A 22,878-nucleotide genomic window follows, 5' to 3' on the forward strand; every position below is an offset into this window, starting at 1 on the left:
GGAGTTAACGTGGATTTACTTTTACAAATCCTCGTCAACGGAATCCTGCAAGGGGGGTTGTACGCCATCATGGCGCTCGGCCTCGCCCTTGTCTGGGGTGTGTTGAATATTGTGAACTTGGCCCATGGGGCCTTTATTATGCTGGGAGCCTATATCTCCTGGTACTTATTTACTTACGTGGGCATCGATCCGTTTCTTGGCTTGCCCATCACCGCTTGCGTCATGTTCGCGGTGGGTTATGGCATACAGCGCGGCCTGCTCAACCTGATCGCCCGCGCGCCGATGTTCAACACCTTGCTGATTACTTTCGGGCTTGAAGTGGTTTTGACCTATATGGCGCAATTGATCTTTTCCGCCGACTTCAGAACCATCAACCCCGTTTATGCCGGCAGCAGCTTTACCCTGGGCCATCTCACCATCCCCGCCGTCAGGCTGGCCGCGTTCGGCGTGGCCATGGTATTGACACTGGCCATGTGGTATTTCCTGCTGCGCTCCCGTCTGGGGCGCGCCATCCGGGCAACCGCCCAGAACCTGGTTGCCGCGCGCCTTTACGGCGTGGAGCCCAGGCACTTGTATGCCGTGACTTTCGGCCTGGGGCTGGCCCTGGCCGGCGCGGCCGGCGGCCTGTACGGGACCGTCTCGCAAATCAACCCTTATATCGGAGCCACGCTCACCGCCAAATCCTTTGCCATAGCGATTATCGGCGGCCTGGACAACCCTCTGGGAGTAATCGTAGGCGGCCTGTTCCTGGGGCTTATCGAAGCACTGACCGCACTCTATATCGGCCCAACCTTCTCCGATGTCGCAAGTTTCGGTGTGCTGGTCCTGGTTCTGATTGTGCGGCCTAGCGGCCTGCTCGGGAGAACCGCATGAAAACAATGCGCGCAATCCTGCTCGTGGCAGTCATCATCGCCTTGGTGCTGCTGCCCAAATACGGCTCCGACGTGGTGATTCAATTCGGAATCAGCACCTTGTTGCTGGCGGTTCTGGCCCAAGGCTGGAATATCATCGGCGGATACACAGGCTACGCCTCGTTCGGCAACTCGGTCTTCTACGGACTGGGCAGCTACGGGGTCGGCATAGCCATGGTTCAGTGGCACCTGCCATTTGCCTTCGGCATGGCGTTCGGGGTGATCCTGGCCGTGATATTCGCCCTGTGCCTCGGGCTTCCGGTGTTGCGGCTCAAGGGCCACTACTTCGCCATCGCCACCCTGGCGCTCGCCCAGGTCATGATCGCCATCGTTTCCAACGTCAAGATCGCCGGCCAGAACATCGGCCTGGTGTTGCCGCCGCTGAATAACGACCCCCTGTTCTATGAACTCTCTCTAGGGCTGCTGATACTCGTCACCTTGACGATCTATTGGCTGACGCGAAGCCGCTTCGGCTTTGGCCTGATCGCGATACGCGAAAACGAAGAAGGCGCCGTGGTCATGGGCGTCGACACCACGCGCTACAAGATCATGGCGTTCGCACTGGCGGGGATCTTCAGCGCCCTGGCCGGCGGCATCCATGCCTACTGGATCACCTTCCTGGACCCCGAAAGCGCCTTCGACATCACGCTTAACGTCAAGATGATCATCATGGCGGTGTTCGGCGGGCCAGGCACAATCCTGGGACCTATCGTCGGCTCGTTCATCCTGTCGGCCATCTCGGAAGTGTTGTCCAGCGAAGTCACCAGCATCGCAGGCCTGTTCTTTGGCGCGGTGATCGTCGTTGCCGTAGTCCTGATGCCGCGCGGCCTGGCTGACGTCATACGGCGCTTTCACCGCTCGGGCTGGCGCTATTTTGTGGAAAATATTCGGGCCAATCGCTTATGACACCCATTTTAGAAGCACGCCATCTGACACGCCGCTTTTCCGGCCTGCTGGCCGTCAACAACGTCAGTTTCACGCTCAACCAAGGTGAGATCCTGGGCTTCATCGGCCCCAATGGAGCCGGCAAGACCACGCTGATCAGCCTGATCAGCGGCACCCTGCCTCCCACCGAAGGCGAGGTTTTTTTCCAGGACCGCCCCATCAACTCGGTGCCCGCCTATCAGCGCGCGCGGCTGGGCATAGGCCGGACCTTCCAGATCATGCGCCCCTTCCCCGGCCTGTCGGTGCTGGACAATGTGGCCGTAGGCGCACTGTTCGGACGCGGCGGCGGCGAAAAAAAGCTCAGCGTCGCCCGGGAAAAAGCCCGTGAATGCCTGACATTCGTGGGCCTGGGCAAACATGTGGATCATCGCGCCGAAGAACTGGGCGGCCCCGACCGCAAGCGTCTTGAACTGGCCAAGGCCCTGGCCATGCAGCCTCGCGTTCTGCTTTGCGACGAAGTGATGGCCGGCCTGAACCTGGTCGAAATCGATGAAGTCATCGAAGTCATACGCAAGGTTCGCAGCGAAGGCATCAGCATTATCGTCATCGAGCACGTCATCAAAGCCATCAAGACACTGTCGGACCGGATCATGGTGCTGCACCACGGCGAGAAGATTGCCGACGGAGTACCCGATGAGGTTCTTGCAAACTCGACCGTGATCGAAGCTTATTTAGGAAAAAAACGAACATGAATCCCAGCCCTGGCGCCTCCCCCCTGCTGCAGCTGAACGGCGTGTCGGCAGGCTACGGAGAAATGTCGGTCATCAACGATATAAATCTCGACATTTTTCCATCCGAGATCGTCGCCCTGGTGGGCAGCAACGGTGCAGGCAAGACAACGCTGTTGCGCGTCTTGTCCCGCCTGCTGCACTGCAAAGGCGATATCCGCTTCAACGGCACGCTCATTACCGAATACACACCCGACCAGGTTTTTGAACTGGGCATGGTGCAAGTCCCCGAAGGCAGGCAACTGTTCGACCGCATGTCGGTGCAGGACAATCTGCTGATGGGAGCCTATCACCGCCCCAGCCGCGCTGAAGTCGCCCAGGATCTGGAAAAGATCTACGCGCTCTTCCCACGCATGGCCGAACGGCGCAAACAACTGGCCGGCAGCATGTCCGGCGGCGAACAGCAAATGTGCGCCATGGCGCGCGCCATGATGGCCAGGCCGGTGCTGCTGATGGTCGATGAGATGAGCCTGGGCCTGGCCCCGATCATTGTCGACCAGCTCATGGATGTGCTCGTCAGCATCCGGGGCCAAGGTGTCACTGTCCTGCTGGTCGAACAGGATATTCACCTGGCCCTGGCCGCAGCCGATCGCGGCTACGTGGTGGAAACCGGCAAAATCGTACGCCAGGGTCCCGCCAAGGAATTGATAGACGACCCCGCCCTGCAACGCGCCTACCTGGGACTTTGACTCCCGTCGGGCCCTGTGAGCCACTCGTCGGAGATGCACCGACGGCGGCTCACAAGCCCTGCCCCAGCTTCCGAACAGGACAACTTATTCCTCAGCAGGCGCGGCACCGTCGACAGCACGCTGAACCACTTCACGGGTCAGGTTGGACGCCAGCATTTCGAGCAGCACAAAAACATAATCACGCAGAAATACGCCCGACTTGACCGCAACCCGGGTCACATGCGTGCCGAACAGATGGCCCGCCGGCAAGCCCACCAGGCCCTTGTCGCGGCGCGGATCAAAGGCCATGCCCGCGATAATGCCTATACCCATGCCCACATCCACATAGGTCTTGATCACATCGGCATCAATCGCCTCGAGCACGATATCCGGTGTCACGTTGCTTGCGGCAAAAACCTCGTCAATCGTGCAGCGGCCCGAAAATGCCCTGTCGTACGTCACAATCGGATATTGCGCCAATTGCTCGAGTGTCAGTTTTTTAGCCTCGCTCGAGGTAAGCTCGGCCAAGGGATGATCGGGGCGCACCACAATGACATGCTCCCACGAATAGACCGGCAAGGCGGCCAGGCCCGCCGTCATGCTCAGCGTTTCGGTCGCGATCGCCACATCGGCCTGTTCATGCAGCACCATTTGGGCCAGTTGCGGAGGATTGCCCTCGGCCAGCGACAAGCGCACTTTGGGGAATTTCTCGCGAAAAGCCGGAATGACCCGCGGGAGAATGTACCGGGCCTGCGCATGCGTGCAGGCAATCACCAGGCCGCCTTCGTCGCGGCGCGCGAACTCATCGCTGACTTTTTTCAGATTATCGACTTCGCGCATAATGCGGTCGATTACGTGCGACACAACCGCGCCCGGCTTGGTCAGGCCCTTGATGCGCTTGCCATGCCGCTCGAAAATCTTGATGCCCAATTCGTCTTCGAATTCGATAATGGCCTTGGACACCCCCGGTTGCGAGGTAAAAAGCGTGCGTGCGGCCTCCGTCAAATTGAAATTGCGCCGTATGGTTTCACGCACAAAACGAAATTGCTGGAGATTCATAAAAAATAGCCCTTTAGGAAGGGCTATTGTATGTTATATAAGAATAAATATTAATTATTTTTAGTTATAAGCTTACTTCATGGAGATGGTTGTATTGACCCCTGTATGGTGCGCCGACCAGCGTGCCGTCACGGTCTTGGTCTGCGTCCAGAACTGAACGGCCTGCTTGCCGTTGGGCCCGAGGTCGCCCAGCTTGGAAGCGCGCGAGCCTGTAAAGCTGAACCAGGCGACGGGAACAGGAATCGGAATATTGATACCGATCTGGCCGACGTCGATATTATTCTGGAAGTAGCGCGCCGAACCGCCGTCCTGCGTAAACACCGACACCCCATTGCCGTTCGGATTCTGGTTGATGAACTCAACGGCCTCTTCGAGCGTTTCGGCGCCTACCACGCACAACACCGGCCCGAACACTTCCTCCTGGTAAATCGACATATCGGCCTTGACGTCCTTGAACACCGTAGGGCCGACGAAATTGCCCTTGGCGTAGCCCGATACCTCAATATTGCGGCCATCGAGCACCAGCGCGGCACCCTCGTCGGCACCTTTCTGAATCAGGCTCTCGACCCGTTTACGGGCATTGGGCGATACCAGCGGGCCCAGGTCGGCCTTGCGATCCAGCCCGGCATTGACCTTGAGCTTTTTGGCGCGTTCGATGAAATCGGGCAGCCAATCGCGGGCCTCGCCCACCAGCACTGCCACCGAAATCGCCATGCAGCGCTGGCCGGCCGCTCCAAAAGCCGCGCCCAGAAGTTGATTCAAGGCCGCTTCGCGATCGGCATCGGGCAAAATGACGCAATGATTCTTGGCGCCCATCATGGCCTGGCAGCGCTTGCCGGCTTCAGACGCGCGACGATAGATGTGCGACCCGACATGCGTGGAACCGATGAAGGAAATAGCCTTGATATCGGGATGATCGCACAAACCATTGGCAATCTCGGGTCCGCCATGCACCACGTTCAGCACGCCCGGGGGCAGGCCCGCCTCGAGAGCCAGCTGAGCCAGCAGCAAAGACGAGCTGGGGTCTTGCTCCGAGGGCTTCAATATGAACGAGTTGCCTGCCGTCACCGCTATCGGGAACATGAAACAAGGCAGCATGATGGGAAAATTGAAGGCGGTAATCCCGGCGCAAACACCCAGGGGCTGAATCAAGGTATAGACATCGATACCCGTGGCGGCGTTTTCAGCGTATTCGCCCAATTGCAGGCTGGCCATGGAGCAGGCATGTTCGATGACTTCCAGGCCGCGACCGACTTCGCCCTCGGCATCAGGCAGGGTCTTGCCATGCTCCAGAGTAATCAGCTCGGCCAGTTTTGTGGTGTTGTCCCGCACCAGCTTCTGCAAATTCAGCATGATGCGCATGCGGGCGCCCTGACTCGTATTGCGCCAGGTCTGGAATGCCTTTTTCGAGTCGGCGACAGCCAGGTCGAGTTCGTCCTTGGTCGCAAACGGCACTTGCGCCACGACTTCCTGGGTTGCGGGATTGATCACGTCGCGCCACTCGGTGGTTTTCGACTGGACCAATTTGCCTCCGATAAGCAGAGGGATACGGGGTACGGCACTCATTAAGGTCTCCTTGGCGCATGCCATCATGCGCGCTGTGTGATGGATTGGCGATGGCTATCGGGCTTTGCGCCCGGCTTATTTCTTGACCAGGGGGCAGGTCGATTTGGACAATGGCTGGAACGCGTCTTTGGCCGGGATGGTCGCCACCAGCCTGGAGTAGTCCCAGGGGCTTTTCGATTCCGCCGGCGTCTTGACTTCATACAAATACATATCGTGTATCACGCGACCATCGGGGCGTATGGAGGCATTGTGCATGATCGGATCCTTGATGGGCAACTTGCGCATTTCGGCGGCCACCACATCGCCCTGAGTCGAGCCCGATGCCGCAACGGCCTTCAAGTAATGCAACACACTCGAATATACGCCTGCCTGCGTCATGGTGGGCTTGAGATCTTTGTAAGCCTTGGCGAAACGCGCCGACCACTTGCGCGATGCATCGTCAAAGTCCCAGTAAAAGCCATCGACATAGGTCAGGCCCTGGGCATTGCTCAAGCCCAGCGCGCGCAAGTCGGACAGGAACACCAGCAGGGCCACCAGCCGCTGGCCGCCTTTGACGATCCCGAACTCGCGGGCCTGCTTGATGGCATTGACCGTGTCCTGGCCGCCGTTGGCCAGAGCCACAACCTGTGCCTTGGAACTTTGCGCCTGCAAAAGATAGGAAGCGAAATCGGCGGTATTCAGCGGATGCAGCACGGATCCGACTACCGTGCCGCCCAGTTCCTTGACCATATCTTCGGAACCTTTTTGCAAGGAATGGCCGAACGCATAATCCACGGTAATGAAAAACCAGGATTTGCCGCCTTTATTGACGGTCGCCTTTACCCCGCCGACCGACTGCGAATAAGTATCGAACATCCAGTGAAAGCCAACCGGCGAACAATTGGCGTTGGTCAAGGCCGTCGTGGCCGGGCCTGAAAACAAGGCAATTTTGTTCTTTTCCTTGGCGACAGCCTGCACAGCCAGCGCCACGCCCGAATTGGTCAGATCCGCTATGGCAGTCACGCCATCGCGATCGAACCATTCACGCGCCTTGGCGGCGCCCACGTCGGCCTTGTTTTGATTATCGGCCGACAGCAGATCGATGCTCATGCCCTTGCATTCCGCTTTCAGGCAGTCGTCGATGGCCATTTTCGCCGCCACAACGGAGCCGGAACCTCCCATCGAGGCGTAGGGGCCGGACATATCGGTCAAGACGCCGATCTTGACCGGCGGCGTCTTGGCTTGCGCGCCAAACGTCAGTCCCAGGCAAAGGCTGGCCATCAGGGTCAGGGAAAAGTTTTTCATTGTCGTCTCCGTTTTCATCTTTCTTTATTTATATGATTGGGCGTGCCGGGGCACTTATGCAGTGTAGTTGTGTAAAAAACTTATTACTATCACAATATTTGCACATTCATTGCTAAAAAATGCACAACGCGCCAGGGGCTCGGGCGCCCATGATTTCAGGGGACTTCAATGCTGGATTGGGATGGTTTGCGTTATTTTCTGGAAGTGGCCCGCACCCAGCGCGTCAGCGCCGCGGCACTGCGCCTTGGAGTTCAGCACAGCACCGTTTCGCGGCGCATCCAGACTCTGGAACAGGAACTGGACACTGTCTTGTTCGACAAGTCCAAAACCACCGGCTTTACCCTCACCGAGGATGGCCTGCGGTTTTTTGCCCATGCGGAACAGATTGAAGGCTCGCTGTTTTCGGCGCGCGAGGAGCTTTCGGGCGTAGGTCAAACCCTGTCGGGTCATTTGCGGGTCGGATCGACCGAGGGCTTCGGCAATTATGTGCTGACGCCGCTCATGGTGGATTTTCAACGCCGCTTTCCCGCAACGACTCTGGACATCATGCCGGTGCCGCGGTTTATCAGCCTGTCCAAGCGCGAAGCCGATATTGCCATTTCTCTGGAACGGCCGCAGCGCGGCCCGTACATGTGCACCAAGCTGATCGACTACTCGCTCAAACTTTACGGCAGCACCGCCTATTTGGCGCGCTCGGCTCCCATCCTCAGCCAGGGCGACCTGGCCGGACATACGTTCATAGGCTATGTTGAGGAATTGCTGTTCAGCGACCGCTTGCGCTATCTTGAAGACATTTTGCCGAGCAGCCGGGTCATTTTCAAGAGCACCAGTGTGATTGCGCAGTACCAGGCCGCGCTGCAGGGGCAGTCGCTGGCCATCCTGCCTTGTTTCATGGCGGCCCAGGACCCGCGGCTGCAGCCTGTGCTGGACAACGATATCTCGGTCACACGCAGCTTCTGGATGTACTGCCATGAAGATCTGCGCCGTTCGAAGCGGGTCATGGCCTTGTGGGATTATCTGAAAAAAACGGTGCAGTTGAACGAGCCTCTGCTGCAGGGCCGATCGGACCGATTGCGCTACTTGCCGGAACCGGGAAGCCAGCTCGGGTTGGGCGAATGATCTGGCGCATTTTTGATTTACGTGTTTACGGGAGTGGGCGCGTTTCAGTGACTTTTGTTTTGAGCTGCCTGTACTGGCTGGGGCGATGGTTTTGGACTGAGCGTTGCTGTGTGGGCGGCGGTTCTTTCTATAAAGACGCCGCAGGGTGGGCGGTGCTGTGCAGTCCGGCACGTCCAGCGGTCGTGGTGCTACGCACCCCGACTGCCCGGGTCTGCCTCGTCCAGGCGGGCGTCGGGCCAACTCGCAGTGCCTCGCGTGCGAGGCACTGCTCAAACAGGGCCCGCCGAAAGCCCCCGCCTTCCCTTCGTCAGCACCCGGCGCTGGACTACCGCCGGACTGCACAGCACCGCCCACCCTGCGGCTTGCGTTGAGGTCATGCATCGAGGTATACGTTGAGGCCGGCAAGCTCATTCCAGGCATGCCATTACGCGAGCCGTCTATCGGGGCTTGGGGTCAGGACCGGCGTAAGGCGTGCGCCGGATGCTACCGTAGGGAAGGCGGGGGCTTTCGGCGGGCCATGTTTGAGCGCAGCCGCGCCAGCGGCGTAGCGAGTTTGGCCCGACGCCCGCCTGGACGAGGTAGATCCGGATCCAGCACGCCGTGCCGGCCCTGACCCCAAGCCCCGATAGACGGCGTCTTTATATACCCATCAATCGAAGAACGCCATAAACACTCAACCCAACAATACACTAACTCGCAGCCGGCCGGGCTTCCACCTTGGGCGGTTTAGGCGCTTTGACACGCAATTTACGCCACATCATGTACATCATCAGAAGCGAAAATACCCCATGCACCAACCATACGCCCAAGCCAAAGCTCAGTTTGCCGTTACCGATCCAGCCGCGCGAAAGATTGATCAGGTTCATATAAAGCAAACCGACCAGGCCCGCGATCAGCACGTCGCCGGAACGTCCCAGCCGGGGATTGACCGCCCCCAGGGGAATGGCCAGCAAGGCCAGATTCAGCGCCGCCAGGGGCAAGGATATTCGCCACATCATTTGCGAGCGGGAGTTATTGGTGTTGTCGCCAATCAGTTGGTCGGTAGGCCGGGCCTTGAGCTGGCGCTCGGCCATTTCACGCGCGACTTTTATCGAGCCGGCATCGTTCTTGCTTTCGAGCCGGAATCCGTACCGGTTGAAATCGAACATGCGGAACTCGGGCGTACCCGGCTTCAAATCGTAGCGATGCCCCTGGCTAAGCACCAGGAAGCGGTCGCCGTTGGGCTCGGTCTGGACCCGGGCGCTGTCGGCCGACACCACCGTCAGCCAGTCGGGTTCGATCACACGGGCAATCACATTGCCCAGCTGGTCTCCCGGCTTGGTCGGATCTTCGGCGAAAAACACCCTGGCTCCGTCTTCGGTTTCAATGAACTGGCCCGCGGTGACTTTGGATAAGTCGGAACGCTGCTCGTAGCGCTGGCGATATTCCGCAATCTGCCGATATGCCCAGGGCGATGCCACCAGGGTCAACACGGCAATCACGATGGCAACCGGCACCGCGCAACGCAACACCGGCCGAACCCAATCCTTCAGCGACAAACCGCTGGCGAACCACACCACCATTTCCGATTCCCTGAAATTCCGCGTCACTGTCGTGAGCACGGCTATAAACAGGGAGACCGACAAAATGACCGGCAAGGCGGTGATGCTTGAAAACGCCGCCAGGCCCAACACGACATCGGCGCCTATCGTTCCGTTGGCCGCTTCGCCGAGCAAACGCACCAGCAGCACACTAAGCCATACAATAAGCAGCGTGGAGAACACGACACCCGCATGGCTAGAGATTTCGGCAACTACAGAACGTTTGAATAGTGACATGAGAAAATATGCGAGATAATCGTAAGCATCCTACAGACACTTTGGGAAATTCGAATGGAATTTAGCACACAGACCACAGCTTCCTTGCATCAAATTAAAACAGCGGCGCTTGCTGTGGGCGTTTTCGCCGACGGAATGCTGAGTCCGGCAGCCGACATTATCGATCATGCCAGCAATGGCGCCCTGCGTGAAGTACTTAAATCGGAATTCCTGGCCAAAGCCGGCACTCATCTGGCCTTGCGCCGCCTGACCGGCGTGGTCGCGGCGCGAATCATTTTAATCGGCCTGGGCAAGCAAGACAGTTATAACGCGGCAACGCATGCCAATGCCGAATTCGTTTTCGCCAATTACTGCGTGCAGGCGCATCTGTCCGAAGGGGTTTCCACCCTGGCGGCCATCGAATGCCCCAATTCCACGATGCGCAGCCGTGCGCAGGCTGCGGCCGTGGCCGCGGGCCGGGCCACCTACTATTACGATGCCACTTTCGGCAAACGCGAGCACAACGCTGCACCGAAACTCAAGAAAATCATCTTGTCGGTCGCCCGCAACCAGGCCGGCCAGGCGCAGCAGGGCTTGTCCAGCGGCGGCGCAATCGCCGCCGGCATGAATCTGGCACGCGAGCTGGGCAATCTTCCCGGCAATATCTGCACCCCCACCTACCTGGGCCAGGCCGCCAAAAAACTGGCCAAGGAATTCAAAAGCCTCAAGGCCGAAGTACTCGAGCGCAAGCAGATCGAAGCACTCAAGATGGGTTCGTTTTTATCCGTGGCCCGAGGCTCGTACGAAGCGCCGGCGTTCATTATTCTCAGACACTCTCCCGCTTCGGCCAAAACAGCGGGTAAAACGCGCAAGGCTCCCATTGTCCTGGTAGGCAAGGGCATCACCTTCGACGCCGGCGGTATTTCGATCAAGCCGGCCGGCAATATGGATGAAATGAAATACGATATGTGCGGGGCTGCCAGCGTGCTGGGCGCATTGCGTGCCGTCGCCGAAATCGGACTCGATCGGGAAATCATAGGCCTGATTCCAAGCTGCGAAAACCTGCCCAGCGGCCGTGCCAACAAACCGGGCGACGTCGTCACCAGCATGTCCGGGCAAACCATAGAAATTCTCAATACCGACGCCGAAGGCCGCCTGGTCCTGTGCGACGCCCTTACCTACGCGGAACGTTTCAAGCCGGCGGCGGTCATCGATATCGCCACCCTGACTGGCGCCTGCATCGTGGCGCTTGGCCATGTCAACTCGGGCCTGTTCAGCAAAGACGACGCCTTGGCCGAAAGCCTTTTGCGGGCCGGCCGCGATACCAACGACACGGCATGGCGCCTGCCCCTGGAAGATGCCTACCAGGAACAGCTCCATTCCAATTTTGCCGATATTGCCAATATAGGCGGCCCACCGGCCGGTTCAGTCACGGCGGCCTGCTTTCTTTCGCGCTTCACCAAAAGCTATCCCTGGGCTCATCTGGACATAGCCGGGACTGCCTGGCGCAGCGGCAAGGAAAAAGGCGCAACCGGCCGCCCTGTTCCCTTGCTGGTGCAATACCTGCTCGACCAGGCCTAGGCGGTCGATGACCCGCATCGATTTCGCCTTTGGCGCCTCCGACCGTCTGCAAATGGCGTGCGACGTTGCACGCAAGCACTATCTGTCGGGGCGCAGCCTGATCGTATACAGCGGGGATGCCGAAATGCTGGCCCGCTTCGATCACCTGCTATGGAGCTTCGATGCCACGGCGTTTGTGCCTCACGTAACGGCCGGCGACCCGCTTGCCGCCCACACGCCGGTCTGGCTCACTTCCAATGCTCCGCAGCCGCCTGCGAATGCGGCGCAGCCCGCCTGGCTGGTCAATCTGGACACGCAGTGCCCGCCAGGCATCGAGCATTTCGAACGGGTGCTGGAAATCGTGTCTGACCAGCCCGAAGACAAGCAGGCCGCGCGCCAGCGCTGGCGCCAATACCAGGCCGATGGGCACACGCTGCATGCCCATGACGTATCCAGCCGATAAATGCCTTAGAATGAGTCTTCGGAACCAAGCGGCCCAGCACCGCTCCAATATAGGTCAAGCATACTGATACTTGCCCAGCCAGATACTCGGCTTACTTGCAGATTCAGCTATTTGTCAGTTATTCTGCTCCATGTACAAGGCTTGACTGGCAGCGCCCGATCGCTACCTAGCGCCCGGTCTATTGATATTAAAGGATTCACCATGAGCGATTTCCCGCAATCTCCGCTTTCGCCCCACGACGGTTATGCCGCCGCTCCGGGCGAAGTCGTACGCAACCGCGTGTTGCGCAACACCTACTGGCTGCTGACCCTGTCCTTGATCCCCACGGTACTTGGAGCGCTGGTAGGTCTGTACACGGGCGTGAACCAGGCCATGGGAGCCAGTCCCGGCACCAGCACCATCATTTTCCTGGTTGGCGCCTTCGGCCTCATGTTCCTGATCGAACGCAACAAGAACAACTCCCTGGGCGTCGCCCTGCTGCTGGGCTTCACGTTCTTCATGGGCATCATGCTGTCGCGCCTGCTTGGGCACATCATGGGCCTGGGCAATGGCTCGCAGCTCATCATGCTGGCGTTCGGCGGCACAGCCGTCGTCTTCGGCGCCATGGCCAGCATTGCCACCACCACCAAGCGTGATTTCTCGCATCTGCAAAAATTCCTGTTTATCGGCGTAATCGTGCTGATCGTGGCCTCGCTGGCCAATATCTTTTTGCATTTGCCGGCCCTCATGCTGACCATCTCCGTCATGGCCATCGTGATTTTCTCGGCCTTTTTGCTGGTCGACCTGCAACGCGTCATCAACGGCGGCGAAACCAATTACGTTTCGGCCACCCTGGCCATTTATCTGGACCTCTACAACGTATTCGTCAATCTGCTCATGCTGCTGGGCATCTTCGGCGGCAACTCCAATAAGTAGGGACGGGGGCCTGGTGCCCCCCGTTCTGGAAATCAATAGGCGGTGACGGCAGGGGCGGCCTTTGTGGCCGCCCGTCTTGGGCGGCGCATCAACGCCGCCCGGCCCCACGCGCCGACGCGGATCCGGTACGCCTGCGAACCTCCTTGTTCCACAGCCACAGGCCTTCGCCGGCCATCAACAGCACCGCAAGCCAGATGGGAAGATACGTCCACCAGGCGCTGGCTGTCATGTTTTCACCCAGAAACAGGAACGCAACCCAGAACAGCAGCACCGGTTCGACATAACCCAGAATCCCGAACAGGCTCAATGGCAGCAGGCGGCTGGCCGATAAATATCCGATCAAGGCGGCCGAACTGATCACGCCCAGCAAAGGCACCAGGGCAAGCAGAGACGGGCGACCGGTAAACTGGGCCATCAGGCCGGGGCTTTGAAACAGCACAATCGCCAGCGCGATCGGGGCAAGCAACAGCATGTCGAACCACAGGCCGGCCAGGGAGCGCAGGCGCATCGCGCGGCGCAACATGAAGTACGGCGGATAGCCGCACATCACCAAAGCCGTCGCCCAGGAAAACGAGCCTGCCCGAATGAATTCATGCGCCACGCCCACGACAGCCACGCCGACGGCCAGCCATTGCACCCTGCTGAGGCGCTCGTCATAAAAGAAACGCCCCACGACCACCATCGACAAAGGCAGCAGAAAATAGCCCAAGGACACATCCAGGGCCCTCTGATGCAGCGGCGCCCACATGAACAGCCAAAGCTGTACGCCGATCAGTGCGGCACTGGCAAGAAAAAGCGGCCACTCGCTGCGCAAGCGCCTGTTTGCCAGACCAATTTCGCTCCAGGAGCGCTCGCGGGAAATCAATATGGCCAGGACGGGCAGCGCCAGGATAACGCGCCAGGCAAAAATTTCACTCCCGGTCAAGGGATGAAGCACCGTCGAATAGTAATAAAGCGCGGCAAACAATCCGGACGATAAAACCGATAACGCTATGCCCTGCTTCACGATACCTCTTGTTTTTTTATGTGCTTGGCCCAGGAACCGCCAGGCCGCGGACAAATATCAAGCCGCACATCCGATCGCGGGGGCGCTGGCCTTGCTCAGCCGGAACAGACGCTCGCGCCGCAGAATTTCAACTATCGGTTCGTCGGCCCTGCCAGCCTCCCGCAGATCGGCCGGAATACATGCCAGCGCAGCCAGTACCGGCCCGGCATGCTGCAGCCAGCACTGTAGCAAGAACTGGTCAGGGTCGTACAGCGTCAAGCCAAGCCCGCGCAACTCGCTGCGATTGAAGTCTTTGATATTGCGAGTCAGGATCGCTACCGCGGCAGAGGGGGCCTTGGCCCGTGCCGCACGCGCGGCCGCAATCACGTGCCAGTCCTTGGGGTCGCTGCGGAGCAAACCGTTCTTGAACGGCTCTATATCGCCCTGGTCGGCATCGGGGAATTCATGCTGCAAGGCATCCCACTGCGTCTGCATTTCCGCCGCGGCGACATCCCACAACCGCCCCGCATTGCGCCGCCATTCGTCGCCAATGATCGCGCTCCACGCCAGCCTGAAGCACCCCTGCTGCGCCAGCCGCAGCAACATGCGGCGCAAGATATTGGAAATCAACACACAGGTATCGACGACCACGACGTCCGGTAAATCAACCGCCATTGTGCCTCGCCTTGCAAAACCCAAAGCCGCCGTTCATTTGCCCCGACCCCGATAGCGTCATCAACATGGCACACTCATTAGTATCGTTGCAATTCCATCAGGACCTTGCGAGTCAATAAAGGCCGCCCAACCAGCAACTCGTCCAGCCGCTCACGCAGAAACGATCGCAGTTCAGGCTCAAGCCGCGCGTCCTCAAAATCGGGGGTCGGCTGATCCACTCCGTATCCGGTTTCATTGAGCAAGGTCCATTCGAAGCGCCGCAGCGCACCCGCCGCGGATGAGCCCTGAGCCAGTTGCAGCAAGGCGGCATCGTACGCATCGAACAAAATGGCGTGGGGGTCTTCGCGCGGCAACAAACGCAGCAGCAGTTCGTTCATATACCAGGCCGACATGTGAGCCCGGCCGGTCAAAGGCCTGATGCCGGCACATTCGGCACGGGTGAGGGTCTTGACTTCGCTCCCGCCGCTCCAGGACAGATCGAGCGGCTGAAACATCGACAGCACCGGACGCAAGGTTGAAAAAGGCCGTTTGGCCCCCTTGGCCACCAGCGCCACATTGCCGTGATCGCGCGTAAAGGCCTGGATGATCAGCGAAGTTTCCCGCCACGGCGCGGCATGCAACAAATAGGCGATCGCCTCATGTACACGCTGCCCTCGTTTACTCATACCCTAATTCGCGCAAGGCCCCTTCGCGATCCGACCAGCCTTTGCGCACCTTGATATACACATCCAGATAAACCGTTTTGTCGAGCAACTTGGCCATGTCCTGGCGGGCCTCGGAGGCGATGCGCTTCATGTGCACGCCCCCGGTTCCCAGCAATATGGGCTTATGGCTTTCACGTTCCACGATCACACAGGCCCCAATCCTTACGCCCTTCTCGTTTTCTTCCCATTGCTCGATAACGACCGTGCACCCATATGGCAGTTCATCGCCCACCAGGCGGAAGATCTTTTCACGCACCAGTTCGGCGACGATAAAACGCACCGGGCGATCGGTCAGCGTGTCGGCCTCGAACATGGGTTCGCCTTCGGGCAGGAAAGCCCGGATCTCGGTCAGGAGGTTCTCGAGCTGCACGCCGCGCAAGGCGCTGACCGGGACCACCGCCGTATACGGGAACTGCGCCATGATTTTGCCGACATACGCGAACATTTCGTTTTTGTCGGCCAGGGCGTCGATCTTGTTGACGGCCAGGATGGTGTGGCCATCCCTGGGCAGCAACGGAACAAGCTGGGCGTCGCCGGCCGACCACTTGCCCGCTTCAACCACATGGACTACGGCGTCGACGTCGGCCAGGGCCTGGGTTACAACGCGATTCATCATGCGATTCATGGCTCCGCCATGGCGCGTTTGAAACCCGGGAGTGTCGACAAACACAAACTGCTCGCGCTCGCGCGTCAGCACTCCGTGTATGCGGTGGCGCGTTGTCTGCGCCTTGCGAGACACGATCGATATCTTGCTGCCGATCAGTGCGTTGGCCAATGTGGATTTGCCCACATTGGGCCGACCCACTATCGCCACAAAACCGCAACGGAAAGCTTCGTTCATTTGTTCTCTTGGGGCACAGCCACCGGTAAGGATAATTGCGTCGCCTTGCGTGCGCGCGAAACGGCGCGGGCGCCTTTGCCCGGCGCCAGCGCTTCGACAGCCGCAATGGCAAGTGTGGCGGCGGATTGTTCGGCCGCTCGGCGGCTCGCCCCCCCCGCGGTCACCGTGATTTCCAGCTTGGGAATGCCGCACTCGACCTCAAAGAGCTGATTGTGAGCCGCGCCATGCGTGGCGATGACGGTATACACCGGCAAGGCGATCTTGCGACTCTGCAATAGCTCTTGAAGCAGAGTTTTAGGGTCTTTACCCAGTGTTTTAGGGTCTATATTGACGAATATGGGCGCATAAAGCCGTGCTATCACCTTCTGTGCCGAATCGAAGCCCGAATCGAGAAACACCGATCCGAAAACAGCTTCGAGCGCATCCGCCAGAATCGAAGGACGGCGAAACCCGCCGCTTTTCAATTCGCCCTCGCCCAGGCGCAGATACTGGGACAAGGACAGCTTTTGCGCAATCTCGGCCAGGGAGGCCTGCTTGACGAGATTGGCTCGCGAACGCGATAAATCGCCTTCGTCGATTTTGGAAAAACGCTTGAACAGTAGCGCGGCTACGACAAAATTGAGGACCGAATCCCCCAGGAACTCGAGGCGTTCATTATGGTGCGCACTATGGCTGCGATGCGTGACAGCCTGCTCAAGCAGGGTAATATCGCGAAACTGATAGTCGAGGGCCGATTCTAGAGAGGCGAGACTGATCATTAGTGGAACCGGCCTATACGGCTGGGCTCGCTGAAATTCATCCAGATGAAAAAGGCGCGTCCCACAATATTCTGGTCGGGCACAAAGCCCCAATAACGGCTATCCAGGCTATTGTCGCGGTTATCACCCATCATGAAATAGTGATCGGGCGGAACTGTGCAACGCACGCCGTTGCTCAGGTATTCGCAGTTCTTGCGGTAAGGATAATCCGAAATAGGCATAAAGTCTTGAGGAGCCTGCTTGTTCAGCAAAATGCTGTGCTGCACCGCTCCCAACTGTTCGGTGTAGCGCCCGACGTACGCGGAACGGTCAGGCTCGAAATAATCGCCATCGCGCATATGAGCCACTTCCTTGCCATTGATGGATAGCGTTTTATCCTGGTACAAGACCACGTCGCCGGGCAAGCCAACCACGCGTTTGATGTAATCGACGCTTGGGTCCACCGGATAACGAAAAACCATGACATCGCCGCGGTTGGGCGATCCGATCTTGATGATTTTCTTGTCGATGATGGGCAGGCGTATGCCATATTGAAATTTGTTCACCAGAATCAGATCGCCATTTTCCAGGGTGGGCAGCATGGAACCCGATGGAATCCGGAACGGTTCGATCACAAACGAACGCAAGGCAAACACGAACAGGATGACGGGAAAGAAGCTGACACAGTATTCCACCCACCAGGGGGCACGGTTCACCTTGTCGTAGGCCTCCTGGCGCAGACGCGCCGCCTCCTGGGCATCGACCCCTGCCAAGGCATAGTCGGAGTTGGCCACGGCTGCTTGCGCCGCCGCTCGGCGCCGGGCTCGCAAAACGAAGAAATCCAGACACCAGACCAGGCCGGTAATTACCAACAGCACAAACAAAATCAGTGCAAAGTCCCAACTCATACCAAACATACCTTTCTCGCTCTCATCTTGAGTTCTTATTTATCCTCGACCTGCAGAATTGCCAGGAACGCTTCTTGGGGAATTTCAACATTGCCAACCTGTTTCATGCGTTTCTTGCCAGCTTTTTGTTTTTCAAGCAGTTTTTTCTTGCGGGAAATATCGCCCCCGTAACACTTCGCCAACACATTCTTGCGCAAGGCCTTGACGTTTTCGCGGGCTATCACCTCGGCACCGATGGCCGCCTGGATAGCAATATCGAACATCTGGCGCGGAATCAGGGCGCGCATCTTCGAGACGACTTCACGGCCTCGATAGCGGGCATTGGCGCGGTGCACAATCATGGACAGCGCATCGACGCGGTCGCCATTGATCAGCAAATCGACCCGCACCACATCCGAAGCCCGGTATTCCTTGAACTCGTAATCCATGGACGCATAACCGCGGGAAACAGACTTGAGCTTGTCGAAAAAGTCGAGCACGATTTCAGCCAGGGGGATTTCGTACACCAGGTGCACTTGCCGGCCATGATACGACATATTGATTTGAGCGCCGCGCTTGACCGTGCACAAAGTCATTACCGGCCCGACATATTCCTGCGGCATGAACAAGGTAACGGTGACGATAGGCTCGCGAACCTCGACGATATTGCCCACTTCCGGCATGCGCGAAGGGCTTTCGATGGATATGACTGAACCGTCGCGCTGCTCGATCTGGTATACCACCGACGGCGCCGTGGTAATGATATCCATGTCGAATTCGCGTTCCAGGCGTTCCTGCACGATTTCCATGTGCAGCAAGCCGAGAAAGCCGCAGCGAAAGCCAAACCCCAAGGCCTGGGAAACCTCGGGCTCGAACATAAGCGAGGAATCGTTCAGCTTCAGCTTTTCGAGCGAGTCGCGCAGTTGATCGTACTCGCTGCTTTCAACCGGATACAGCCCGGCAAACACCTGTGGCTTGACCTCTTTGAAACCGGGCAGCGCCCCGGCAGCGGCACGTCCGGCCAGCGTGACGGTATCGCCGACCTTGGCGTCTTCCAGCTGTTTGATTCCGGCAATCACAAAACCGACCTCGCCGGCAGACAGTTCTTTGCGCGGCTCGGATTTGGGGGTAAAGACACCAACCTGCTCGCACAGATGCGTTGCACCGGAGGCCATGAGCAACAACTTGTCTTTGGGCTTCAAGATCCCATTGACAATCCGGACCAGCATGACAACGCCCACATAATTATCGAACCATGAATCGATAATCAGGGCTTGCAAAGGCTGGCCAGGGTCTCCCTTGGGAGAGGGCACCCGGGCGACAATCTGTTCCAGGATCTCGTCGATGCCCATGCCTGTCTTGGCGCTGGCCAGAACCGCCTCGGAGGCATCGATGCCGATCACATCCTCGACCTCCTGCCGCGCTCCGTCGGGGTCGGCCGAAGGCAAATCCATTTTATTCAGGACGGGAATGACCTCGACACCCAGTTCGATGGCCGTATAGCAATTGGCAACGGTCTGGGCCTCGACGCCCTGCGTGGCGTCAACCACCAGCAACGCGCCTTCGCACGCCGACAAAGAGCGGCTCACCTCGTACGAAAAATCGACGTGCCCCGGCGTGTCGATAAGATTCAGGGCATAGGTCCGGCCATTTTGCGCCTTGTAGTGCAAGGCCACGGTCTGCGCCTTGATGGTAATGCCTCGCTCACGTTCGATATCCATGGAATCAAGCACTTGGGAAGACATTTCGCGATCCGCCAAGCCCCCGCAACGATGAATCAGGCGATCGGCAAGGGTAGACTTGCCATGGTCGATGTGGGCAATAATAGAAAAGTTGCGGATATGATCCATACACCAGACAAACCCGCCAGGCGGGAAATAAATGTTACAGGAGGCCAGACAAAAAAAGGAGCGCATAGTAGCGCTCCTTGCGGCTATCTTGCCATTTTAGCTGTTTCTAAGGATTATTTTCCGGGAGTGACGGTAACCCACTGAGTTTCATTGCCCCGCAGAATCAGCAGTGCCGAGGCCTGCGTTTTGGGCAGCTGCGAAACCAGCTTGGCAAATTGCTCGGGGCCGGTTACATCGACGGCATTGACGGTAAGGATCACATCGCCCACATTGATGCCTGCCGTCGCCGCCGGCTCTTCGACTTCCGTCACCTGCACGCCGCCGTTCAGTTTTTCCTTTTTGCGGACGTCGGCAGGAACCTCGGTAACCTTCAGGCCCAGGGCATCGGTAGGCGTTGCCTTGGGTGCCTGTTGCTCATCGGGGCCGGATTTGCTCGCCGCCGCCGTCAGTTCGGCGACCTTGACGTTGAGCGACACCGTCTTGCCCTTGCGCCAGACTTCCATGGATACCTTGCTGTCGGGCCGGGTCGCACCCACGATGCGCGGCAAGTCGGTCCAGTGGGCGATGTTCTTGCCATTGAACTTGGTGATCACATCGCCGGGCTTGACACCGGCTTCCGCCGCCGGACCGCCACTTTCGACATTACTGACCATGGCGCCCTGCGCCTTGCTCAGGCCTATGGCCTTGGCAACGTCGTCGCTCACCTGGCCGATCTGTACGCCGATACGTCCACGCGTTACCTTGCCGTGAGATTTCAATTGGTCGACCACTCGCATGACTTCGTCGATGGGAATGGCCAGGGAAATGCCCATGAAGCCGCCACTTTGCGAAATAATCTGCGAATTGATGCCTATTACCTGGCCAGCCAGATTGATCAACGGGCCGCCGGAATTGCCGGGATTGACCGCCACATCGGTTTGAATGAAGGGCAAGTAATCGCCGGTATCGCGATTGATGGCACTGACAATACCCGCCGTGACGGTGGAGTCGAGCCCGAATGGCGAACCAATGGCCAGTACCCATTGACCCTTCTTGATCTGGTTGGAGTCACCGATAGGCAGCGGCGGCATGTTTTTGGCGTCGATCTTGATCAGGGCCACGTCGGTACGCGGATCCGTGCCTATGACCTTGGCCTTGTACTCCTTGCCGTCGGTCAGCGTCACAAAAATACCATTGGAATCGGCCACCACATGGTTATTGGTGAGAATGTAACCATCCGAGGATATGAAGAAACCGGAACCCACGCCACGCGGCACAGTACGTTCCTTGCCCTTGGGCGCCGGGGTATTCCGATGACGCGCCGAAGGAGGCGCCCCCGGCATCTGAAAATCGGGGCCAAAGAACCAGCGGAACATATCGTAGGGATCGTTGCTGTTGGGCCCCACACCTTGCGCCCGTATGGGGACGGCTTCGGTTGTGCGGATATTGACCACAGATCCTTCGGTTTTGGAAACCACCGAGGTAAAGTCGGGCAGCCCCATCGTTGGGACGGCCGTTTCGGCATGGGCTCCGCCTAACGCAGCAAACGCAAGTAATACGCTCACCGATGCCGATGCCATGATTCGTCTAATTTTGCTGTCGGCTACAAGTGTTGAAAACATCGTAAAACTCCTTTGACAAAATCTGAAATTACCGAGGAGCAATCAACGGCACATACTCGGCATGTTGCGCAATATCGCGCAGCGTGTCGACCGGCACTTCACCAATGGCGGTAAGCCAGTGATCACCGATTCTTGTGCCAAAAATATTCATTGCTCCCTTATGTACAGCCCCTTTGGGTGGGGCTATCTTGTGCGCACGATCCATAGGCTCGATAAATACCGAAATAGCCGACAAACCATCCGACAAAACCAATTGATTCACTTGCCTGTCCGCCTTCATGAGGCGGGACACCTGCGTCACTGTCTGAAAACCCGCGGGCGCGGGAATACGCCAGCCCATTTTTTTCAAGTCTATGGAAACCATGGGTGATTCCAGCACACGCCAATCCTGGGTTTTCCAGCGAGAGGCCAGTTGGTCGGCGGAAATCCCCGGGCCAATGAGCAAGGATGTAAACGAAACCTGATCAACCACTTGATGATGCAAGCCCAGCGTCTGGGCCTTGAGCAATAAATTGCTTGCCGTATCGATGCAGAACCGAAAGCCGTAGCGCACTTTGTCCTTGGGAACCAGTTCGAGCATCGTGCATTCGCGGCCGGCAACGCGATTCGGATCCTTGCCCACCCTGGCCTCATAGTGCGCGGGAATTTCCTTGCCATCGCCCAATAACAAGCCCGGGAAACGATCGCCACGCCGACGCTGGAGAATAACCAATTTCTTTTCGGGGATCAGGCACTGCACGGTATCGTTGTGCCTGACGAACTCGCGCGCGGGCCCGTCGAGCATATCCAGCAGCTCACGCTCGCCGGTGCCGTCGATCACATGGACCACTCGCGTGGATTGCATCACGGAACCCTGCTGGTAAGTGAATACGCCCGAGTAATCATTTTCACGGGCCGCAGTCTGCACTTTTTGCAGCAGGGTCACGATCGGGTCGGCAGCGGGTGAGGTTTCGGCCCAGGCGGGTTGCGCCAGGGCACATGCGGCCGCCATTAAAAATCCTGAAATCCGGCCCATGGCGGCCGCTCTGGGGACGCGCCCTTCGCTCAGGGCGGCGGCAAGATGAACCGCTGTGCCCATTACTGCTGGTCTCCGGCGTCGAACGAAACCTGCCGCACCGGGCTGACCCCGGCAATTTGACGATGTGCTTCGAGATAGTCACGCAAGCCCGCATCGTCGCCCGCGCTGGCAAGCACTTGCGTCGCACCTTGGCTCGGGGCGGAACCGGTACCCGAAAAGTAAGGCAGGGCAACCCATGCGACCGACACGACCGCCGCCGCAACAGCCAGGCCAGACAGCCCCAGCCGCATCGAGGAGAATTTTCGGCGATACGGCGCCACTATGGGAGGCTCCGCATCAATAGCCTTGGAGAGCCGGGCGTAAAAGAAATCGGAGGGCTTCAACGCCAGGTCTTCACTACGCAACACATCGCCGATAAGGTGGTAGGTATCCCACACTTGGCGTCCGTAAGGGGATTCGAGATCTTCGGGGCGGATATCGCTGCCTTCACCGTCGATCCATACCGAAACGGAAGACTCCCAGGAAAGCTGCTCCGGGTCCTGCCTGTTTGTAGCCGCTACTTGCAT

Annotated in this window: 22 protein-coding genes; 8 read left to right on the forward strand and 14 right to left on the reverse strand. The window is 58.4% G+C overall.

Annotated elements, in window-relative coordinates; translation table 11 throughout:
- Positions 1 to 9: 9 nt before the first annotated feature.
- Genes LSG25_RS06380 through LSG25_RS06395 form a run of 4 tightly spaced genes read left to right on the forward strand, consistent with a single transcriptional unit; the run spans position 10 to position 3,273 of the window.
- Positions 10 to 873, forward strand: coding sequence for a branched-chain amino acid ABC transporter permease (locus LSG25_RS06380; protein WP_232743857.1), 864 nt, complete (start codon positions 10 to 12; stop codon positions 871 to 873).
- Positions 870 to 1,817 carry a branched-chain amino acid ABC transporter permease gene (locus LSG25_RS06385; protein ID WP_232743858.1) on the forward strand — a complete coding sequence of 316 codons (948 nt, stop codon included), beginning with the start codon at positions 870 to 872 and terminating at the stop codon, positions 1,815 to 1,817. The genes LSG25_RS06380 and LSG25_RS06385 overlap by 4 nt, the downstream gene beginning before the upstream one ends.
- On the forward strand, positions 1,814 to 2,548 hold the full coding sequence (locus tag LSG25_RS06390) for an ABC transporter ATP-binding protein (RefSeq protein WP_232743859.1): 735 nt from the start codon (positions 1,814 to 1,816) through the stop codon (positions 2,546 to 2,548). Before LSG25_RS06385 ends, LSG25_RS06390 begins: the two co-directional genes overlap by 4 nt.
- Complete coding sequence (locus LSG25_RS06395; RefSeq protein ID WP_232743860.1) at positions 2,545 to 3,273, forward strand: ABC transporter ATP-binding protein; 729 nt, start codon at positions 2,545 to 2,547, stop codon at positions 3,271 to 3,273. Before LSG25_RS06390 ends, LSG25_RS06395 begins: the two co-directional genes overlap by 4 nt.
- Positions 3,274 to 3,357: 84 nt before the next feature.
- On the opposite strand, the gene LSG25_RS06400 is transcribed toward LSG25_RS06395, so the two are convergent.
- The 3 genes from LSG25_RS06400 to LSG25_RS06410 all read right to left on the reverse strand — a co-directional run bounded on the left by LSG25_RS06400 (position 3,358) and on the right by LSG25_RS06410 (position 7,161).
- The gene (locus LSG25_RS06400; RefSeq protein ID WP_232743861.1) at positions 3,358 to 4,311 is read right to left on the reverse strand and encodes a CysB family HTH-type transcriptional regulator; all 954 of its coding nucleotides are present in this window, start codon (positions 4,309 to 4,311) and stop codon (positions 3,358 to 3,360) included.
- 72 nt (positions 4,312 to 4,383) lie between these two features.
- Positions 4,384 to 5,877, reverse strand: coding sequence for a CoA-acylating methylmalonate-semialdehyde dehydrogenase (locus tag LSG25_RS06405; protein ID WP_232743862.1), 1,494 nt, complete (start codon positions 5,875 to 5,877; stop codon positions 4,384 to 4,386).
- Positions 5,878 to 5,952: 75 nt separating this feature from the next.
- A complete protein-coding gene (locus LSG25_RS06410) occupies positions 5,953 to 7,161 on the reverse strand; it encodes an ABC transporter substrate-binding protein (RefSeq protein ID WP_370635964.1) in 1,209 nt (402 codons plus the stop codon).
- A 168-nt stretch (positions 7,162 to 7,329) separates the two neighbouring features.
- On the opposite strand from LSG25_RS06410, the gene LSG25_RS06415 reads away from it, so the two are divergent.
- Positions 7,330 to 8,280, forward strand: coding sequence for a LysR family transcriptional regulator (locus LSG25_RS06415; protein WP_232743863.1), 951 nt, complete (start codon positions 7,330 to 7,332; stop codon positions 8,278 to 8,280).
- Positions 8,281 to 8,969: 689 nt separating this feature from the next.
- On the opposite strand, the gene lptF is transcribed toward LSG25_RS06415, so the two are convergent.
- The gene (gene lptF / locus LSG25_RS06420; RefSeq protein ID WP_232743864.1) at positions 8,970 to 10,097 is read right to left on the reverse strand and encodes an LPS export ABC transporter permease LptF; all 1,128 of its coding nucleotides are present in this window, start codon (positions 10,095 to 10,097) and stop codon (positions 8,970 to 8,972) included.
- 54 nt (positions 10,098 to 10,151) lie between these two features.
- Here lptF and LSG25_RS06425 point away from each other — a divergent pair, with 54 nt between their 5' ends.
- The 3 genes from LSG25_RS06425 (at position 10,152) to LSG25_RS06435 (ending at position 13,014) form a co-directional block, all read left to right on the forward strand.
- Positions 10,152 to 11,657 carry a leucyl aminopeptidase gene (locus LSG25_RS06425; RefSeq protein ID WP_232743865.1) on the forward strand — a complete coding sequence of 502 codons (1,506 nt, stop codon included), beginning with the start codon at positions 10,152 to 10,154 and terminating at the stop codon, positions 11,655 to 11,657.
- A gap of 7 nt (positions 11,658 to 11,664) precedes the next feature.
- The gene (locus LSG25_RS06430) at positions 11,665 to 12,099 is read left to right on the forward strand and encodes a DNA polymerase III subunit chi (RefSeq protein WP_232743866.1); all 435 of its coding nucleotides are present in this window, start codon (positions 11,665 to 11,667) and stop codon (positions 12,097 to 12,099) included.
- A gap of 201 nt (positions 12,100 to 12,300) precedes the next feature.
- Entirely contained in the window at positions 12,301 to 13,014 is a 714-nt protein-coding gene (locus LSG25_RS06435) for a Bax inhibitor-1/YccA family protein (RefSeq protein ID WP_232743867.1), read from the forward strand.
- An 88-nt stretch (positions 13,015 to 13,102) separates the two neighbouring features.
- Here the strand turns inward: LSG25_RS06435 and rarD are convergent, their stop codons facing one another.
- The 10 genes from rarD to LSG25_RS06485 form a co-directional block, all read right to left on the reverse strand.
- Positions 13,103 to 14,020 (reverse strand): EamA family transporter RarD, encoded by a 918-nt coding sequence (gene rarD / locus LSG25_RS06440; RefSeq protein ID WP_232743868.1) that lies wholly within the window; start codon positions 14,018 to 14,020, stop codon positions 13,103 to 13,105.
- Positions 14,021 to 14,077: 57 nt separating this feature from the next.
- Positions 14,078 to 14,674 (reverse strand): PIN domain-containing protein, encoded by a 597-nt coding sequence (locus LSG25_RS06445; RefSeq protein ID WP_232743869.1) that lies wholly within the window; start codon positions 14,672 to 14,674, stop codon positions 14,078 to 14,080.
- A 77-nt stretch (positions 14,675 to 14,751) separates the two neighbouring features.
- Positions 14,752 to 15,339 carry a DNA repair protein RecO gene (recO, locus tag LSG25_RS06450; RefSeq protein WP_232743870.1) on the reverse strand — a complete coding sequence of 196 codons (588 nt, stop codon included), beginning with the start codon at positions 15,337 to 15,339 and terminating at the stop codon, positions 14,752 to 14,754.
- Complete coding sequence (gene era, locus LSG25_RS06455) at positions 15,332 to 16,219, reverse strand: GTPase Era (protein ID WP_232743871.1); 888 nt, start codon at positions 16,217 to 16,219, stop codon at positions 15,332 to 15,334. The genes recO and era overlap by 8 nt, the downstream gene beginning before the upstream one ends.
- Positions 16,216 to 16,974 (reverse strand): ribonuclease III, encoded by a 759-nt coding sequence (gene rnc / locus LSG25_RS06460; RefSeq protein WP_232744591.1) that lies wholly within the window; start codon positions 16,972 to 16,974, stop codon positions 16,216 to 16,218. The genes era and rnc overlap by 4 nt, the downstream gene beginning before the upstream one ends.
- Positions 16,975 to 16,976: 2 nt before the next feature.
- Complete coding sequence (gene lepB, locus LSG25_RS06465; protein WP_232743872.1) at positions 16,977 to 17,864, reverse strand: signal peptidase I; 888 nt, start codon at positions 17,862 to 17,864, stop codon at positions 16,977 to 16,979.
- 35 nt (positions 17,865 to 17,899) lie between these two features.
- On the reverse strand, positions 17,900 to 19,693 hold the full coding sequence (gene lepA / locus LSG25_RS06470) for a translation elongation factor 4 (RefSeq protein WP_232743873.1): 1,794 nt from the start codon (positions 19,691 to 19,693) through the stop codon (positions 17,900 to 17,902).
- A 113-nt stretch (positions 19,694 to 19,806) separates the two neighbouring features.
- Complete coding sequence (locus LSG25_RS06475) at positions 19,807 to 21,294, reverse strand: Do family serine endopeptidase (RefSeq protein ID WP_232743874.1); 1,488 nt, start codon at positions 21,292 to 21,294, stop codon at positions 19,807 to 19,809.
- A gap of 28 nt (positions 21,295 to 21,322) precedes the next feature.
- On the reverse strand, positions 21,323 to 22,372 hold the full coding sequence (locus LSG25_RS06480; RefSeq protein ID WP_232743875.1) for a MucB/RseB C-terminal domain-containing protein: 1,050 nt from the start codon (positions 22,370 to 22,372) through the stop codon (positions 21,323 to 21,325).
- On the reverse strand, positions 22,372 to 22,878 hold the full coding sequence (locus LSG25_RS06485; protein WP_232743876.1) for a sigma-E factor negative regulatory protein: 507 nt from the start codon (positions 22,876 to 22,878) through the stop codon (positions 22,372 to 22,374). The genes LSG25_RS06480 and LSG25_RS06485 overlap by 1 nt, the downstream gene beginning before the upstream one ends.

This window comes from Paralcaligenes sp. KSB-10 (assembly GCF_021266465.1).
Classification (GTDB): Bacteria; Pseudomonadota; Gammaproteobacteria; order Burkholderiales; family Burkholderiaceae_B.